The sequence below is a fragment of the Dokdonella fugitiva genome (assembly GCF_004342425.1).
GTDB classification, from domain to species: domain Bacteria; phylum Pseudomonadota; class Gammaproteobacteria; order Xanthomonadales; family Rhodanobacteraceae; genus Dokdonella_A; species Dokdonella_A fugitiva.
In genome coordinates this window covers 263271-279498 of the sequence record NZ_SLWQ01000002.1, presented here as the reverse complement: position 1 = coordinate 279498, position 16228 = coordinate 263271, and the positions used below count along the sequence as shown (strand labels likewise).

At 69.7% G+C, this 16228-nt stretch carries 15 protein-coding genes, 1 tRNA gene and 1 pseudogene; 14 read left to right on the top strand and 3 right to left on the bottom strand.

Annotation, left to right across the window (positions count from 1 at the left end; all coding sequences use genetic code 11):
* Positions 1 to 44 precede the first annotated feature (44 nt).
* Positions 45 to 680, top strand: coding sequence for a hypothetical protein (locus EV148_RS05480; RefSeq protein WP_131994707.1), 636 nt, complete (start codon positions 45 to 47; stop codon positions 678 to 680).
* 60 nt (positions 681 to 740) lie between these two features.
* Here the strand turns inward: EV148_RS05480 and fdxA are convergent, their stop codons facing one another.
* Positions 741 to 1064, bottom strand: a complete 324-nt coding sequence (gene fdxA, locus EV148_RS05475; protein ID WP_131994704.1) for a ferredoxin FdxA — start codon at positions 1062 to 1064, stop codon at positions 741 to 743.
* Positions 1065 to 1442: 378 nt separating this feature from the next.
* Positions 1443 to 1518 (bottom strand) — tRNA-Glu (locus EV148_RS05470).
* A gap of 72 nt (positions 1519 to 1590) precedes the next feature.
* Here EV148_RS05470 and pcnB point away from each other — a divergent pair.
* From pcnB to panD, 5 genes are all read left to right on the top strand, one after another.
* A complete protein-coding gene (pcnB, locus tag EV148_RS05465) occupies positions 1591 to 2961 on the top strand; it encodes a polynucleotide adenylyltransferase PcnB (protein ID WP_131994701.1) in 1371 nt (456 codons plus the stop codon).
* On the top strand, positions 2954 to 3451 hold the full coding sequence (folK, locus tag EV148_RS05460; protein WP_241987988.1) for a 2-amino-4-hydroxy-6-hydroxymethyldihydropteridine diphosphokinase: 498 nt from the start codon (positions 2954 to 2956) through the stop codon (positions 3449 to 3451). The genes pcnB and folK overlap by 8 nt, the downstream gene beginning before the upstream one ends.
* Before the next feature lie 106 nt (positions 3452 to 3557).
* A complete protein-coding gene (panB, locus tag EV148_RS05455; RefSeq protein WP_131994695.1) occupies positions 3558 to 4373 on the top strand; it encodes a 3-methyl-2-oxobutanoate hydroxymethyltransferase in 816 nt (271 codons plus the stop codon).
* A 2-nt stretch (positions 4374 to 4375) separates the two neighbouring features.
* On the top strand, positions 4376 to 5230 hold the full coding sequence (gene panC / locus EV148_RS05450) for a pantoate--beta-alanine ligase (protein WP_131995491.1): 855 nt from the start codon (positions 4376 to 4378) through the stop codon (positions 5228 to 5230).
* A 300-nt stretch (positions 5231 to 5530) separates the two neighbouring features.
* Positions 5531 to 5911, top strand: a complete 381-nt coding sequence (gene panD / locus EV148_RS05445) for an aspartate 1-decarboxylase (RefSeq protein WP_131994692.1) — start codon at positions 5531 to 5533, stop codon at positions 5909 to 5911.
* Between the two features lie 126 nt (positions 5912 to 6037).
* Here the strand turns inward: panD and queG are convergent, their stop codons facing one another.
* A complete protein-coding gene (queG, locus tag EV148_RS05440) occupies positions 6038 to 7096 on the bottom strand; it encodes a tRNA epoxyqueuosine(34) reductase QueG (RefSeq protein WP_131994689.1) in 1059 nt (352 codons plus the stop codon).
* A gap of 111 nt (positions 7097 to 7207) precedes the next feature.
* On the opposite strand from queG, the gene EV148_RS05435 reads away from it, so the two are divergent.
* The 8 genes and pseudogenes from EV148_RS05435 (at position 7208) to EV148_RS05400 (ending at position 16192) form a co-directional block, all read left to right on the top strand.
* A complete protein-coding gene (locus EV148_RS05435) occupies positions 7208 to 8689 on the top strand; it encodes an NAD(P)H-hydrate dehydratase (RefSeq protein WP_131994686.1) in 1482 nt (493 codons plus the stop codon).
* On the top strand, positions 8686 to 9156 hold the full coding sequence (tsaE, locus tag EV148_RS05430) for a tRNA (adenosine(37)-N6)-threonylcarbamoyltransferase complex ATPase subunit type 1 TsaE (RefSeq protein WP_131994683.1): 471 nt from the start codon (positions 8686 to 8688) through the stop codon (positions 9154 to 9156). Before EV148_RS05435 ends, tsaE begins: the two co-directional genes overlap by 4 nt.
* Before the next feature lie 107 nt (positions 9157 to 9263).
* The gene (locus tag EV148_RS05425; RefSeq protein WP_131994680.1) at positions 9264 to 10607 is read left to right on the top strand and encodes an N-acetylmuramoyl-L-alanine amidase; all 1344 of its coding nucleotides are present in this window, start codon (positions 9264 to 9266) and stop codon (positions 10605 to 10607) included.
* A gap of 87 nt (positions 10608 to 10694) precedes the next feature.
* The gene (mutL, locus tag EV148_RS05420) at positions 10695 to 12479 is read left to right on the top strand and encodes a DNA mismatch repair endonuclease MutL (RefSeq protein ID WP_131994677.1); all 1785 of its coding nucleotides are present in this window, start codon (positions 10695 to 10697) and stop codon (positions 12477 to 12479) included.
* Between the two features lie 134 nt (positions 12480 to 12613).
* A complete protein-coding gene (locus EV148_RS05415; protein ID WP_131995487.1) occupies positions 12614 to 13522 on the top strand; it encodes a DUF1684 domain-containing protein in 909 nt (302 codons plus the stop codon).
* Positions 13523 to 13724: 202 nt separating this feature from the next.
* On the top strand, positions 13725 to 14375 hold the full coding sequence (locus tag EV148_RS05410; protein ID WP_131994674.1) for an FKBP-type peptidyl-prolyl cis-trans isomerase N-terminal domain-containing protein: 651 nt from the start codon (positions 13725 to 13727) through the stop codon (positions 14373 to 14375).
* 175 nt (positions 14376 to 14550) lie between these two features.
* Positions 14551 to 15344, top strand: a pseudogene (locus tag EV148_RS05405) (CoA pyrophosphatase).
* Positions 15341 to 16192, top strand: coding sequence for a sulfurtransferase (locus tag EV148_RS05400; protein ID WP_131994671.1), 852 nt, complete (start codon positions 15341 to 15343; stop codon positions 16190 to 16192). The pseudogene EV148_RS05405 and the gene EV148_RS05400 overlap by 4 nt, the downstream one beginning before the upstream one ends.
* Positions 16193 to 16228 lie beyond the last annotated feature (36 nt).

The following is a 16228-nucleotide window of genomic DNA, read 5'->3' as shown; positions in this document are numbered from 1 at the left end:
TCACTGACGACGGGACGGTATCTGTGAGACGGAACATCTCTGCGTTGCTGGCGGCGCTGGTGTCGGCGTCGCTGCTCGGCGGCTGCGGCTTCATGCATCGCCATTTCGAGCGCAAGAACGACGAATACAAGACCGCGGTCGAGTCGCGACCGCTGGAAGTGCCGCCCGACCTCGACACACCCAACAGTGCCGGTGCGCTGACGGTGCCGGCGGTGAGCGCGCGCGCTGCCGCCACGCCGACGCCCGGCGCGGCGCCGGTCGACGCGAACGCGCCGGGCGCCGATACGGGCACGGCAGCGCCGCCGCCTGTCGTCGCGGCGACGCCGGGTGCTTTGCTGAGCGGCAATGGCCTGACGGTGGCCGATGCGGTCGCGAGCACCTGGTCGCGCGTCGGCCTCGCGCTCGAGCGTTCCGGCGCCGCGACGATCGTCAATCGCGACGACGCGGGCTACACATACACGGTCGAGACGACCGGCACGACGACGAGCAAGCCGGGCTGGTTCAAGCGGGCGATCACCCTCGGCCGCGCCGGCAACAAGACCACGGCGCGCGTGCAGCTGACCGTGCGGGTCGCCGCGGAGGGCGCGGGCAGCCGCGTCAGCGTCGAAGGCGCGGACGACGATGCATCGCGTGACGCCGCGCGCGCATTGCTGCAGGCGCTGCGCGACCGCCTGTCCTGATCTGCTTCGGCTTGTCGGCCTGCCGGGCACGCGCCCGGCAGGAACGACCAAGGCGCCGGATCAGCGTTCCAGCAAGGGCAGCTTGCCGGGTTTGCCGTCCCATTCCTTGGCGTCCGGCGGCGCGTCCTTCCGTTCGGTCAACACCGGCCACACCTTGGCGAGCTCGGCATTGAGCGCGATGAAGCCTTCCTGGCCCGCCGGCACGTCATCCTCGGGATAGATCGCCTTGGCCGGGCATTCCGGCTCGCACAGCGTGCAGTCGATGCACTCCTCGGGATCGATCACGAGGAAGTTCGGCCCTTCGTGGAAGCAGTCGACCGGACAGACCTCGACACAGTCGGTGTACTTGCACTTGATGCAGTTCTCGATGACGACGAAGGGCATGGATGCTCGAATGCGGTGGCGAGGCGCGCATTGTAAGTGAGCGCGCCGCGGCGGTCATGCCTCGTCGCGGCTGAAGCCCCACGCAAGCGCGACGCACATCACCTGCAGGAGCGCACCCTGTGCGCGACGTCGCGCCTCGGCGTGCCGCGACGCCGCGGTCGCCCAGAGGTTGGGCTCCGGCAGGGCACGCCAGCGTTTCGTATGAGGGGGAGCATGGCGGCTGAAGCCGCCCCGGCATCGCGACGCCGGCCCCGGGGGAAGCATTCCAGGGAAGTGGCTGATCGCGGAAAGTGCGGCCAAGGTTTGGCCGCTCTGCTGAAGTGCGGCTCCGAGGGGGTTCATCAGGCCGCGATCAAGCAGGATCGCAAGGCAAATCCCTGGCGCTCCCTACGAGGTTCGAACTCGTGTTCCCGCCTTGAGAGGGCGGTGTCCTGGGCCACTAGACGAAGGGAGCGTTTGGGGAATTGCCGAGCTGCGTAGTATAACGAATCGGTAACGCGCGGCAAACCAGGAGCAGAAGCAGCGGATGACGTCGGAACGAATCGTACAGGAAGCGCCCATCCCCGGCTCGTTCCGCATCATCCCGCGCCCTGAGCACGCGATTTCGCGCAAGAGCATCTCGGCGGGTGCGCTGCGCGTGCTCTACCGGCTGCACGAAGCCGGCCATCGCGCCTGCCTCGTCGGCGGCGCGGTGCGCGACCTGCTGCTCGGCGGCCATCCCAAGGATTTCGATGTCGCCACCGATGCGACGCCCGAACAGGTCCGCGCGCTGTTCCGCAATTGCCGCCTCATCGGCCGGCGCTTCCGCCTTGCCCACGTGGTGTTCGGACGCGAGATCGTCGAGGTCGCGACGTTCCGCGGCAGCAGCGACGACGGCAGCGGCGATCGCCATCTCGTCGACGGCCGGCTCGTGCGCGACAACGTCTACGGCACGATCGAGGAAGACGCCGTGCGCCGCGACTTCACCGTCAACGCGCTCTACTACGACATTTCCGATTTCAGCGTGCTTGACTCGGTCGGCGGCATGGAGGACCTGCAGCACCGCGTGCTGCGCCTGATCGGCGATCCGGAACAGCGTTATCGCGAGGATCCCGTGCGCATGCTGCGCGCCGCGCGCCTCGCCGCCAAGCTCGGTTTCACGATCGAGCCGGCGACCGCCGCGCCGTTCGCGGCGCTCGGTCCGCTGCTCGCCGAAGCACCGCCGGCGCGGCTGTTCGACGAATCACTCAAGCTGTTCCTCAGTGGCCATGGCCTCGCGAGCTTCCGTTCGCTCGAACAGCACGGCCTGCTGCAACACGTGTTTCCCGCGACGGCGCGCGTGCTCGCGCAAGGCGACGCGGCGCATTTCCGCCGCCTCGTCGAGCAGACGCTCGCCAACACCGACGCGCGCGTGCGCGAGGACAAGCCGGTCACGCCCGCGTTCCTGTTCGCCGCGCTGTTGTGGGAGCCGGTGCGGCGCGCCGCGCAGGCGGCCGTCGACGCCGGTGCCGACGTCGGCGCGGCATGGTCACACGCCACCGAGCGCGTGCTGCGCGAACAGGCGCAGCGTGTCGCCGTGCCGCGGCGCTTCACGATCGCGGTGGAGGAAATCTGGGCGATGCAGCCGCGCTTCGCGCAGCGCACGAAGAAGCGCGCATTCCGCCTCCTCGAACATCCGCGTTTCCGCGCCGCCTACGACTTCCTCGTGCTGCGCGCCGACGAATCGCCCGAACTCGCCGAACTCGCCGCGTGGTGGACCGAGGCGCAACAGCTCGACCAGGACCAGCTCGCCGAGCGCCTGGCGTCCGCCCCGCCGCCGCCCGGCAGCGAAGCGCCGCCGGCGACGAAGCGCAAGCGGCCGCGCCGCCGCCGCCGCAAGAAATCAGGCGTGGCCTCGGCTGTCGATGCCGGTGACTGATCGCGGCACGTGCCGCGTCTTCGTCGGGCTCGGCAGCAACCTCGGCGAACCACGCCGCCAGGTCGAACGTGCCTTCGACGACCTCGCCGTGCTCGCCTCGACGCGGCTCGTCGCGCGCTCGTCGCTCTATCGCACCGCGCCATGGGGCGTGACGGACCAGCCGGCGTTCGTCAATGCGGTGGCCGAACTCGCCAGTACGCTGGCGCCACGCGAACTGCTCGATGCCCTGCTCGCGATCGAGCGGAGCCACGGCCGCGTGCGCGACGGCACGCGCTGGGGGCCACGCATGCTCGATCTCGACCTGCTCGCCTGCGCCGACCTGCAGCTCGACGAGCCCGGTCTCGTGCTGCCGCACCCGCAGCTCGAACGGCGCGCCTTCGTGCTCGTGCCGCTGGCCGAGATCGCGCCGGATTTCGTCATCGCCGGTGCCGGCATGGTGCGCGACCTGCTCGCCGCGGTCGATACCGACGAGGTCGTGCGGCTCGACTGAGAGACGGCGGGCAATGGCCCGCCTTGCATGCGCGCGGCATGGGCGCATCTTCCGGTTCCCACGCTGCGCGGAGGATAATGCGCGGCCTTCACCGCAGGTTTCGACGATGTACGCGAACACAGCGCCCGCCGTTCCGATCACCGTGCCGGACCTGCAGGCCCGCAAGCGGCGTGGCGAGAAGATCGTCGCTATCACCGCCTACGAAGCGGGCATCGCCGCGCGCGCGGACGAAGCCGGGGTCGACCTCGTGCTGGTCGGCGACTCGCTCGGCATGGTCGTGCAAGGGCATGCGAGCACGTTGCCGGTGACGATGGATGCGATGGTCTACCACACCGCCTGCGTCGCGCGCGGCCTGCGTCGGCCGCTGCTCGTCGCCGACCTGCCGTTCATGAGCTATCGCAACGAGGATCTCGCGCTCGCCAACACCGCGCGCCTGCTCGGCGAGGGCGGCGCCGCGATGGTCAAGCTCGAAGGCGCGGAGTGGGTCTGCACGATCATCCACGCGCTGAAGCGGCACGAGGTTCCCGTCTGCGCGCATCTCGGTCTCACGCCGCAGTCGGTGCATCGCCTCGGCGGCTACAAGGTGCAGGGGCGCGACGAACCGACCGCGGCGAAACTGCGCGCCGACGCGCGCGCGGTGCAGGACGCCGGCGCCGACCTGCTCGTGCTCGAGTGCGTGCCGGCCGGGCTCGCCACCGAGATCTCGCGCGACCTCGCCATACCCACGATCGGCATCGGCGCAGGCGCCGGTTGCGACGGCCAGGTGCTCGTCGTGCACGACCTGCTCGGCATCACGCCGGGCAAGCGTCCGCGCTTCAGCAAGGACTTCCTCGCCGGTACGAATTCCGTGCTCGGCGCGATCAGCGCCTATGCGGCCGCGGTGCGCAGCGGCGAGTTCCCGGCCGCCGAGCATTCGTACTGATGATGCACACCTGCGTTTCCGCTGCCGAATTGCGCGCGCTGCTCGCGCCGATGCGGCGCGAAGGCCGGCGAATCGGCTTCGTGCCGACCATGGGCAACCTGCACGCAGGCCACCATTCGCTGCTCGGGATCGCACGCGAGCAAGCCGACGTCGTCGTCGCGAGCGTGTTCGTCAACCCGACCCAGTTCGGCCCGAATGAGGACTTCGCGCGCTACCCGCGCACCCCCGAGGCGGACGCGGCCGGGCTCGCCGCGCACGGCTGTGACGTGCTGTTCCTGCCCGGCGTCGACGAGCTCTATCCGTTCGGTACCGCGCAGAGCGTCAAGGTCAGCGTGCCGCAGGTCACGGACGTGCTCGAGGGCGCGATCCGCCCGGGTCATTTCGACGGCGTGGCGACGGTCGTCGCAAAACTTTTCAATCTCGTGCAGCCACAGGTCGCGGTGTTCGGGCGCAAGGACTACCAGCAACTGCTCGTGGTCCGCCGCATGGTGCGCGACCTCGGCTACGCGATCGACGTCGTCGGCGCGCCGATCGTGCGCGAGGCGAACGGGCTCGCGATGAGCTCGCGCAACCAGTATCTCGACGCCGCCCAGCGCGAGCGTGCCGGAGCGATCCACGCCGTCCTGCAGCGCATGGGCGCGGGCGTGCGGTCAGGGCAGGCGATGGGCGAGGTCGAGCGGGACGCGCGCAGCGGGCTGGAGCGCGCGGGGCTGGTTCCCGACTACGCGGTCGTGCGGCGCGCCGACGACCTCGCGGAGCCCACGGGCACCGAAGCGCCGGCCGGTCTCGTCGCGCTCGTCGCGGCGCGGCTCGGGACGACGCGGCTCATCGACAATCTCGCGATCGACGCGGCGTAGCTTTTTCGTTGCAGGCTGTGGTATTCTTCCCACCGTCGTTAGGGATTTGCGCAACATGTTGCCGGATTCCGAGGACACGCAGGGCGCATTGTAGGTAATCGTCACTCCGATTAAGACCCTCGCAGCGGTTGTCGCGCGAGGGTTTTTTTTGCCCTGGATTCCAGTATATCTATTGAAAATCATGGGCTTGCGTCGGCCTGTCGGCATTCGGAGCCACACCATGCTGCCCTGCACAAGCGTTTGATATACTGGTTGCCCCAGCGCCTGTTGCGCGCACGCAACAATCCAGGTCGACGACCCATGCATCTCAACATGCTCAAGGCGAAGATCCACCGCGCCAGCGTGACCCACGCGGAGCTCCACTACGAAGGTTCCTGCGCGATCGACGGCGACCTGCTCGACACCTCGGGCATCCGCGAGTACGAGCAGATCCACATCTACAACGTCAACAACGGCGAGCGCTTTTCCACGTATGCGATCCGCGCCGACGAAGGCTCGGGCGTGATTTCGATCAACGGCGCGGCGGCGCACCGCGCGCAGCCGGGCGACATCATCATCATCTGCGCGTACGGCGGGTACAGCGAGGCCGAGGCGGAGCAGCACAAGCCGCAGCTCGTCTACGTCGATCGGCAGAACAAGATCACGCACACGAATCGCTCGATCCCCAAGCAGGCGGCTTAGCTTTTGCGGTCGTCCGTGACCGCCGAGGATGGGATCTTCTTGGGGGGTTGTGCGGGGAGGCTCGCCGGCTTCCAGAGCGACCATCCATGGCCGCACTTTTCGAGTGAAGCGAGAGCTGAAGAGCTCTCAGCCGTGCGCGGACGCGTGGCGGGCGAGGGCCCAGGCGACGTGTTCGCGCACGAGGGCGGACGGGTCGTCGGCGCGGGAACGCAACGCGCGCACGACGTCGTCGCGGGTCGGGGCGTTGCCGAGCGCGACCGCGATGTTGCGTGACCAGCCTTCGTAGCCGGTGCGGCGGATCGCCATGCCTTCGGTGCGGGCGAGGAACTCCGCTTCGCTCCAGGCGAACAGGTCGACCAGGCGAGCCGAATCGAGGCCGCTGCGCGGCGCGAAGTCCGCCACGGTGGTCACCTGCGCGAATTTGTTCCACGGGCAGACGAGCTGGCAGTCGTCGCAACCGAAGATGCGGTTGCCGATCAGCGGGCGCAGGTCTTCCGGGATGGCGCCGCGCAGTTCGATCGTGAGGTAGGAGATGCAGCGGCGCGCATCGAGCCGGTACGGCGCGACGATGGCCTGCGTAGGGCAGACGTCGATGCAGCGCGAGCAGGTGCCGCAGTACGCGCTGGCAGGTGCATCGGTCGGCAGCGGCAGGTCGGTGTAAATCTCGCCGAGGAAGAACCAGGAGCCGGCGTCGCGATCGAGCAGCAGCGTGTGCTTGCCGATCCAGCCGAGACCCGCGTTGCGCGCGAGCGCCTTCTCGAGCACCGGCGCCGAGTCGGTGAAGACGCGATGGCCGAACGGGCCGGTGACGCCGGCGATGCGGTCGGCGAGCTTCTGCAGGCGGCCGCGCAGTACCTTGTGGTAGTCGCGGCCGAGCGCATAGCGCGACACGTAGCCGCGCTCGCCGTCGCCGATCACGTTCCACGCCTCGCGCAGGCCGGGCGGAGCGTAGTCGAGTCGCGCCGAAATCACGCGCACCGTGCCCGGTTGCAGCTCCGCCGGTCGGCTGCGACGCGCGCCGTGCCGCGCCATGTAGTCCATCTCGCCATGGTGGCCGGCGTCGAGCCAGTCGAGCAGGTGCGCTTCGTCCGGCGTGAGGTCGATGCCGGTGATGCCGATCTTCTGGAAGCCGAGTTCCTCGCCCCAGCGGCGGATGTCGGAAGCGAGGGCGGCGTAGTCGGTCATCGGCGGGAGGGTGCGGGCGGCGCGTGCGCCGGCGCGAACGGGTTTCGTGCGGCACGGTCGGGGCGGGAATGCCAGCATAGCGCGGCGCGCGCACGTCGTTAGAATGCGCCGATGCCGACGCGCGATCCGCTTGCTTCGCTGTACACGACCGCACAGGTCCGCGCGATCGATCGCGCGGCGATCGATCGCTGCGGCATCCCCGGTTTCGAACTCATGCGGCGTGCCGCGGACGCGGCGTTCGCGTGCCTGCGGCGGCGCTGGCCCGATGCGCGACGCATCGGCGTCCTGGCCGGCAGCGGCAACAACGGCGGTGACGCGTTCCTGCTCGCGGAACTTGCCCTGCGCGCCGGCATGGACGTCGACCTCGTCGCGCTCACCGGCGACTCGAGCGGCGACGCGTCGCGGGCGCGCGCTTCGTTCGTCGAAGCGGGTGGCCGCGCGCGACTCGCCGGCAACAGCGTCGCGCCGGTCGGCGACGTGCTCGTCGACGGGCTGTTCGGCACCGGCCTCAAGCGCCCGCTCGACGGGCTCGCGGCCGAACTCGTCGGGCGCAGCGCCGGCCGGCCCGTGCTTGCGCTCGACGTGCCGTCCGGACTCGACGCCGACACCGGCACCTGCACGGGCGCCTGCGTGCGTGCGGATGCGACGGTGAGCTTCGTCGCCTGGAAACGCGGCCTGTTCACGGCCGATGCGATCGACCAGTGCGGCGCGCGCGAACTCGCGACGCTCGACCTGCCGCAGGCCGCGTACGAGGGCATCGCGGTCGACGCCGAACTCGCCGATGCGTGCATCGGGCGCGCGCTGCCGCCGCGGCGCGCCAACGTCAACAAGTCGCGCTTCGGGCACGTGCTCGCGCTCGGTGGCGACCACGGCTATGGCGGCGCGATCCGGCTCACCGGCGAAGCGGCGCTGCGTTGCGGCGCCGGCCTCGTCAGCATCGCCACGCGCGCGGCGCATGTCGGTGCGATCAATGCCGCGCGACCGGAATTGATGGCACGCGGCGTCGACGACGCTGCCGCACTCGCTCCCCTGCTCGAACGTGCGAGCGTGCTCGCGCTCGGCCCCGGCCTCGGCCTCGGCGACTGGGGCCGGCGCCTGTTCGATGCCGCGCTCACCAGTGGCAGGTCCGTCGTCGTCGATGCCGACGCGTTGACCCTGCTCGCCGAAGCGCCGCGTGCATGGAGTGCGGACGCCGTGCTCACGCCCCATCCGGGCGAGGCCGCGCGCCTGCTCGGCAGCGACGTCGCTTCGGTGCAGCGCGATCGCTTCGCCGCCGTGCGTGAACTCGCGCGCAGGCATGCGGCCGTCGTCGTGCTCAAGGGCGCAGGCAGTCTCGTCGGCGCACCCGACGGACGCGTCGTGGTCTGCCCGTGGGGCAATCCGGGCATGGCCAGCGCGGGCATGGGGGACGTGCTGACCGGCGTGATCGCCGCACTGCTCGCGCAGGGTTGCAACGCCTGGGACGCGGCGCGACTCGGCGTGGCACTGCATGCGCGGGCCGGCGACGAGGCGGCCGGTGACGCACCCCGCGGGCTCGTCGCCAGCGACCTGTTCGTGCCCCTGCGCCGCCTCGTCAACGGGGCAGGCGCATGACGGTCGAGCTGCGTGGACTCGACGAAGCGCGGCTCGTCGTGCTCGCCGCACGGCTCGCACCCGCCGTGCGCGCCGGCGGCACGATCTACCTGAACGGTGATCTCGGCGCCGGCAAGACGACGTTCGCGCGCGCACTGCTGCAGGCACTCGGCGTCGGCGCGCGCATCAAGAGCCCGACCTACAGCCTGCTCGAGTCGTATCGCGTCGACGGGTACGACGTCCATCACCTCGATCTCTACCGGATCGCCGATCCCGGCGAGCTCGAGTGGCTCGGGCTCGGCGAGATCGCCGACGGCACGTCGCTCGTGCTCGTCGAATGGCCGGAACGCGGCGCAGGTGCATTGCCCGCGGCCGACCTCGAGCTTTCGCTCGTGCACGCCGGCGCCGCGCGGGACCTGTGCGCGCGTGCCTCCAGTTCACGCGGCGAGGCCATGCTGGCCCGCTGGGATCCCGCGGCCGCTGCCTGACGCGCTGCGGCCGGGTCCGGACGGTTACATGAAGAACGTCTTGCACCCGTCGGATTTTCAAGGAAAAAGCTTGCAATCCTCCGCGGCTTTCGGGTTGAATACGCCGCATGTCGGGGATCCGCAACCACCGATGGCTGGCCGCTTGCCTGATCGTCTGTTCGGGCCTGGTCGCGCACGCGAATGCGGCTGAAATCAAGAATTTGCGTGTCTGGGCGGGGCCCGAGTACACGCGCGCGGTGTTCGACGTTTCCGGGCCGCTCGAGTACAAGCTGTTCGAGCTGACCAAGCCCGACCGCATCGTGCTCGACCTGCGCGAGAGCGCGCTCTCGGCCGAATTCAGCGCGCCTGCCGCGAAAGGCCTGCTCAAGGGGCTGCGCGCGGGCAAGCAGGGCAAGGGCGATGCGCGCGTCGTGTTCGATCTCGCCGAAAACGTGCGGCCGAAGAGCTTCCTGCTGCCGCCGGCGGACAAGTTCGGCTATCGGCTCGTGCTCGACCTGTATCCCGCCGCCGCCACCGCCAAGGCCGCGCCGGTGAAGAGCGTCGCCGAGGTGTCGGCCGGCAAGGGCCGCGACGTGATCGTCGCGATCGACGCCGGCCACGGCGGCGACGACCCCGGCGCGACCGGCGCGAGCGGCACGCATGAAAAGACCATCACGCTCGCGGTCGCGCGCGAACTCAAGAAGGCGATCGACAAGACGCCGGGCATGACCGCGGTGCTGACCCGCGACGCCGACTATTTCATTCCGCTCGAGCAGCGCTACCTCAAGGCGCGCGAGATGAAGGCGGACCTGTTCGTGTCGATCCATGCGGATGCGTTCACGAGCAGCGATGCACGTGGCTCGTCGGTGTGGGTGCTGTCCCCTCGCGGTGCGACCAACGAAGCCGCGCGCTGGCTCGCCGATCGCGAGAACCGCGCCGACCTCGTCGGCGGCATCTCGCTCGACGACAAGGACGACACGCTCGCCAAGGTGCTGCTCGACCTGTCGCAGGGCGCGACGATGGGCGCGAGCAACGCGGTCGCCGAGCAGGTGCTCGCCTCGCTCAAGAAGCTCGGCCCGACGCACCGCAACTACGTCGAGCGCGCGAACTTCGTCGTGCTGCGCTCGCCCGATGTGCCGTCGATCCTGGTCGAAACCGCGTTCATCACGAACCCGACCGAGGAAGCGCGCCTGACCAGCCCCGATCACCGGGAGAAACTCGCAGGCGCGATCCTCGACGGCGTGCGCGACTATTTCCGCGCCTCGCCGCCGCCGGGCAGCCTGTTCGCGGCGAACAGCCGGCGTGATCGCGGCGAACGCGCGAAGGCCTCGCGCTACGTCGTCAACCGCGGCGACACGCTGAGCGCGATCGCGGCGAACCACGGCCTCACCACGGCGCAGTTGCGCGCAGCGAACAATCTCGCCGACGAACGCGTACGCGTCGGCGCCGTACTCGAAATCCCCTCCGGCTGACCCGCGCATCGCGCCGAGAGTCTTTTCGCCTGGGCTCGCGTTCCTGTTCAGGCCGCTTCCCGCAGTCGGATATGATGCGGGTTCGCCATGGCCCGCATTCGTTCGCTTCCTCCCGAACTCGTCAACCAGATCGCTGCCGGCGAGGTCATCGAGCGACCGGCGTCCGTGGTCAAGGAACTGGTCGAGAACAGCCTCGATGCCGGAGCGCGGCGCGTCGAGATCGACGTCGAGCAGGGCGGCGCGCGCCTGATCCGCGTGCGCGACGACGGCGGCGGCATCGAAGCGGACGACCTTGCGCTTGCGATCGCCTCGCACGCGACGAGCAAGATCGCCAGTTTCGACGACCTCGAGCGCGTCGGCACGCTCGGCTTCCGCGGCGAAGCGCTGCCGTCGATCGCTTCGGTGTCGCGCTTCTCGCTGACGTCGCGCGCGCGTGGCGCCGACGCCGCGTGGCGCATCGAGGTCGACGGCGGTCGTGCGCGCGCCGCCGTGCCCGCGCAGCACCCGCCGGGTACGGCCATCGAGGTGCGCGACCTGTTCTACAACCTGCCCGCGCGGCGCAAGTTCCTGCGCGCCGAGCGGACCGAGTTCGGCCACATCGAGGAACTCGTCAAGTCGATCGCGCTCGCGCGCACGGCGACCGAGTTCCGCCTCGGCCACAACGGCAAGGTCGTGCGCATCCTCAAGGCGGTGGAGAGCGAAGCCGATCGTGCACGCCGTGTCGCCGACGTGCTCGGCGAGGAATTCCTCGGCCAGAGCCTCGCGGTGGAACACGCCGGTGCCGGGCTGCGGCTGTACGGTTGGGTCGGCCTGCCGACGGCCTCGCGCGCGCAGGCCGACCAGCAATACTTCCATGTCAACGGGCGTCTCGTGCGCGACCGCCTCGTCGCCCATGCGGTGCGGCAGGCGTATGCGGACGTGCTGTTCCACGGCCGCCATCCCGCCTTCGTATTGTTCCTCGAGCTCGACCCGGCGCTCGTCGACGTCAACGTTCACCCGGCCAAGCACGAGGTGCGCTTCCGCGAAGGACGGCTCGTGCACGATTTCCTCTATCGCTCGCTCGACGACGCGCTGTCGGGCGCGCGTGCCGGTGGCACGGCGCAGGAAGCGTTCGCACCGGCGGCGCGCGCGGTGGCGAACTTCGCCTCGACGACGTGGCCGGCGCAGCGCCAGGCGGGCCTCGGCCTCGGCGTGCGCGAGCCGCTCGCCGACTACGCCGCGCTGCTCGGGAGCGCGCCGCAGGCGCAGCCGTTGCCGCCGGCCCGAATCGACGGCGAGGCTCCGGACGTGCCGCCACTCGGCTTCGCGCTCGCGCAACTGCACGGTATCTACGTTCTGGCCGAGAACGCGCATGGCCTCGTGCTGGTCGACATGCACGCGGCGCACGAGCGCATCACCTACGAGAAACTCAAGCAGGCGCAGGACGGCGACGGCATCCGCTCGCAACTGCTGCTCGTGCCGATGTCGCTCGCCTTGAGCGAACGCGAAGCCGCGGTCGTCGAGGAGCAGGCCCAGCGTTTCGCCGAACTCGGTTTCGAACTCGTGCGCAGCGGCCCGCAGAGCGTCTCGGTGCGGCGCATCCCGGTCGTGCTCGACGGCGCCGACGTCGGCCAGCTCGTGCGCGACGTCATCGCCGACCTCGCGGTGCACGGGCAAACGCGTCGCGTCGAGGAGAGCACGAATGAACTGCTCGCGACGATGGCTTGCCATGGCTCGGTGCGCGCGAACCGGCGCCTGAGCCTGCCGGAGATGAACGCGTTGCTGCGCGAGATGGAAGCGACCGAGCGTTCCGGCCAGTGCAACCACGGCCGGCCGACCTGGGTGCAGCTGGCGATCCCGGAACTCGACCGACTGTTCCTGCGCGGTCGCTAGGCGCGGTCTCCCGCGCGGACGCGGCGGAACTTGGCGCGCCCGGCGGTTTCTTGACATTTGCGGCGCCAGCTTCGACGCTTCGCCGTTCGCTCAACCCCCATTCCCGATCGTCCTGAGGTATCCCTCGCATGTTGATGCTGAAGAGCGCCGCCCTCGTCGCGGCCAGCTTCGCCGGAGTGCAACTGATGTCCGCCCACGTCGAAACGAGCAAGCCCGCTGCCGACTACACGCGGCAGATCGAGGGCTGGCGTGCGCAGCGCGTCGAGCGCCTGAAGGCGCCGGGTGGCTGGCTCAGCCTGATCGGCCTGCACTGGCTCAAGGACGGCGCGAACAGCGTCGGCAGCGCCAAGGGCAACGATATCGTGCTCGCCAAGGGGCCGGCCAGGCTGGGCACGATCACGTTGAAGGACGGCAAGGCGACGATCGCGCTCGATGCCAAGGCCGGCGCCACCATCGACGGCAAGCCGGCGCAGGCCGCCGAGCTGCTCGACGACGCGCACGAGCATCCGACCACGGTCGCGTTCGGTAGCGCGAGCTTCCACGTGATCGACCGCAACGGCAAGAAGGCCCTGCGCGTGAAGGACAGCGAAGCGAAGACGCGCACGGGCTTCAAGGGGATCGACTACTTCCCGATCGACCCGTCGTGGCGCGTCGAGGCGAAGTTCGAGGAATTCAAGCCGGCGCATTCGCTGGAAATCCCGACCGTGCTGGGCACGGTCGACAAGATGACGGTGCCGGGCAAGGTCACGTTCACGCGTGACGGCAAGAACTACACGCTGCTGCCCGTGCTCGAGACCGCTGATGCGAAGGAGCTCTGGTTCATCTTCGCCGATCGCACGAGCGGCAAGGAGACGTACGGCGCGGCGCGCTTCCTCTATGCCGACCTGCCGAAGGACGGCAAGGTGACGGTCGACTTCAACAAGGCGTACAACCCGCCTTGCGCGTTCACGCCCTATGCGACGTGCCCGCTCGCGCCGCCGGAGAACCGCCTCGATCTGCGCGTGACCGCCGGCGAGAAGAAGTACGCGGGCGCAACCCACTGAGCAGGGCGGCGCCGGGCCGGCCGGCCGGCCGCCGTTCAGGCGCCGGCCGGATCATGGCGCGGCGCGGGCCTTCCCGCGCCGGCCGCGTTCGGCATCGGCTCGCTTTGGACCTCGCCGGGCGTCGGGTACACTAGCGCGCTTTTCCCGGCGCGGCCCCGCTGCGGCATCGCCCAGATTCGCCATCCATCCCGGAGATACAGGCATGAAGTTCGGTTGGTCACTCGCCCTCGCGGCGCTGTTCGTTGCAGGGTCCGCGTCCGCGCAGGACACCACGTCCGACAAGGGCAAGCTTTCCTACGCGATGGGCTTCCAGCTGGGTAGCCGGCTGTCCGGCCAGAAGGCCGACGTCGACATCGCCACGTTCACGCGCGCGCTGCAGGATGCGTTCAACGGCAAGGAGCCGGCGGTGCCGCAGGCCGCCATGGCCGACGCGGTGCAGAAGTACGAACAGAAGATGAAGTCGGCGATGGACAAGGAACTGGCCGACAACAAGCGCGAAGCCGATGCCTTCATGGCGGCCAACCGCAGCAAGAAGGGCGTCGTCGTGCTGCCGAACAACGTGCAGTACAAGGCGATCGAGGACGGCACCGGCAAGATGGTCACGCCGGCGAGCGAAGTCACGTTCCACGTGCGCGTGTCGCTGACGAATGGCCGCGAGATCCGCAGCTCCTTCGTCGGTGAACCGGTCAAGGCGAAGGTTTCGGACATGCCGGGCATCTTTGGCACCAAGCTGCTGCCGGACGTGATCCAGAAGATGAAGGTCGGCGACCACTGGATGATCTACCTGCCGCCGGAGCAGGCGTCGGGCAACCAGGTCTTCATCTGGGAAGTCAAGATCGTCGACGTCAAATAAGGCGGCTTCGGCCCACCACGTCGATCGAGACCGGGCGCTCGGAAGGAAAAGCAAGACGATGGGCCCAGGCCCGCCGTACGTGTCGAGCAGCGGTACGAGTGATGTGTGCTGACCGGAATCCCGTCCAACCGCAACGCCGCGCTCCGTCGCGGCGTTTGCGTTTGCAAGGCCAACCATGAACCCGCAGTTCACCCCTGTCCTCAGCCCGTGCATCGGCGTCTGTCGCCTCGACCGCGACGGCTTGTGCGAGGGCTGCCTGCGCAGTGGCGACGAGATCGCGCGCTGGGTCGCGATGGGCGAGGCCGAACGCCGCCGGCTCATGGACGTCGTGCTGCCGCAACGCGAGGCGGCGCGGGGATGAGGGACGTCGACGCGGAGCAGCTGCGTCGCGCGGTACGCGATCTCGCCGATCCGCCCGATGGCGCAGGCTGGAACACGGCCGATCTCGCCGACGCGCTCGACGGCGGGCCGCTGCGTCCGGCTGCGGTGCTCGTGCCGTTCGTGCGGCGCGGTGACGACCTGTCCGTGCTTTTCACGCGCCGCGCGGATCACCTGCGCAACCACGCCGGGCAGGTCAGCTTCCCGGGTGGGGCGATCGACCCCGGTGACGCCGATGCGATCGCCGCGGCGCTCAGGGAAACCGAAGAGGAAACCGGCATCCTCCCTGCGGACGTCGAGCCGTTCGGCTTCCTCGACGGCTTCGACACCGTGTCGGGCTACCACGTTTTCCCGGTCACCGGGTTCGTGCGCAGCGGCTATCTCCTGCGCATGCAGGAAGCCGAAGTCGACGAAGTGTTCGAGGTGCCACTCGATTTCCTGCTCGCGCCGGAAAACCTGCGGCGCGAACGCATCGACTGGCGCGGCAAGGCGCGTACGATCTATGCCTACGAATGGGAAGGCCGGCGCATCTGGGGCGCGACGGCGGCGATGCTCAAGAACCTGATCGACCGACTGGAGCGTTCCGCATGAACCTCGCAACGCTGGTGACGGGCGCGGAACTCGCGCAACGGCAAGCCCGCGGCAACGTGCTCGTGGCCGACTGCCGCTTCGACCTCGCCGATGCGGGCAAGGGCGAGCGCGAACACGCGCAGGCGCACATCCCCGGGGCCGTGTACTTCCATCTCGACCGCGACCTGTCCGACCTCGGCAAGCGCGGCCTCGGCCGCCATCCGCTGCCGCACGACCTCGTGTTCTCCGCCGCGCTCGCGCGCGCCGGCTGGCGCCCCGGCGTCGATGTCGTCGTTTACGACGACGCGCAGGGTGCGCTCGCGGGGGCGCGCATGTGGTGGCTGCTGCGCCTCGCCGGCGTGCGCAATGCGGCGGTGCTCGATGGCGGATGGGCGGCCTGGCGCGATGCCGGCCTGCCGGTCGAATCCGGCGTCGCCACGCCTGCGGAAACCGCGGTGCAGCTCAATCTCGATCGCGCCCAGGTCGTCTGGTTCGACGAGCTCGAGCGGCGCCGCGCGAGCGGCGACGTGCTGCTGATCGACGCGCGGGCGGCAGCACGCTATCGCGGCGAGGTCGAGCCGATCGACGCGGTCGCCGGCCACGTGCCGGACGCGCGCAACCGGCCGTTCGCGGACAACCTCGAGCGCGACGGCCGCTTCAAGCCACGTGAACACTTGCGCCGCGAATTCGAACAGCTGCTCGGCACTCGCCCGGCGCGCGACGTCGTGCACATGTGCGGCTCCGGCGTGACCGCCTGCCACAACCTCCTCGCGATGGAACACGCCGGCCTCGCCGGCTCGCGCGTATTCGCACCCTCGTGGAGCGGCTGGATCAGCGACGCCTCGCGCCCCGTGGCGATGGGTTCGTAAGAAAACCGAAGGCCTTCGACACGAAGGACGCTAAGA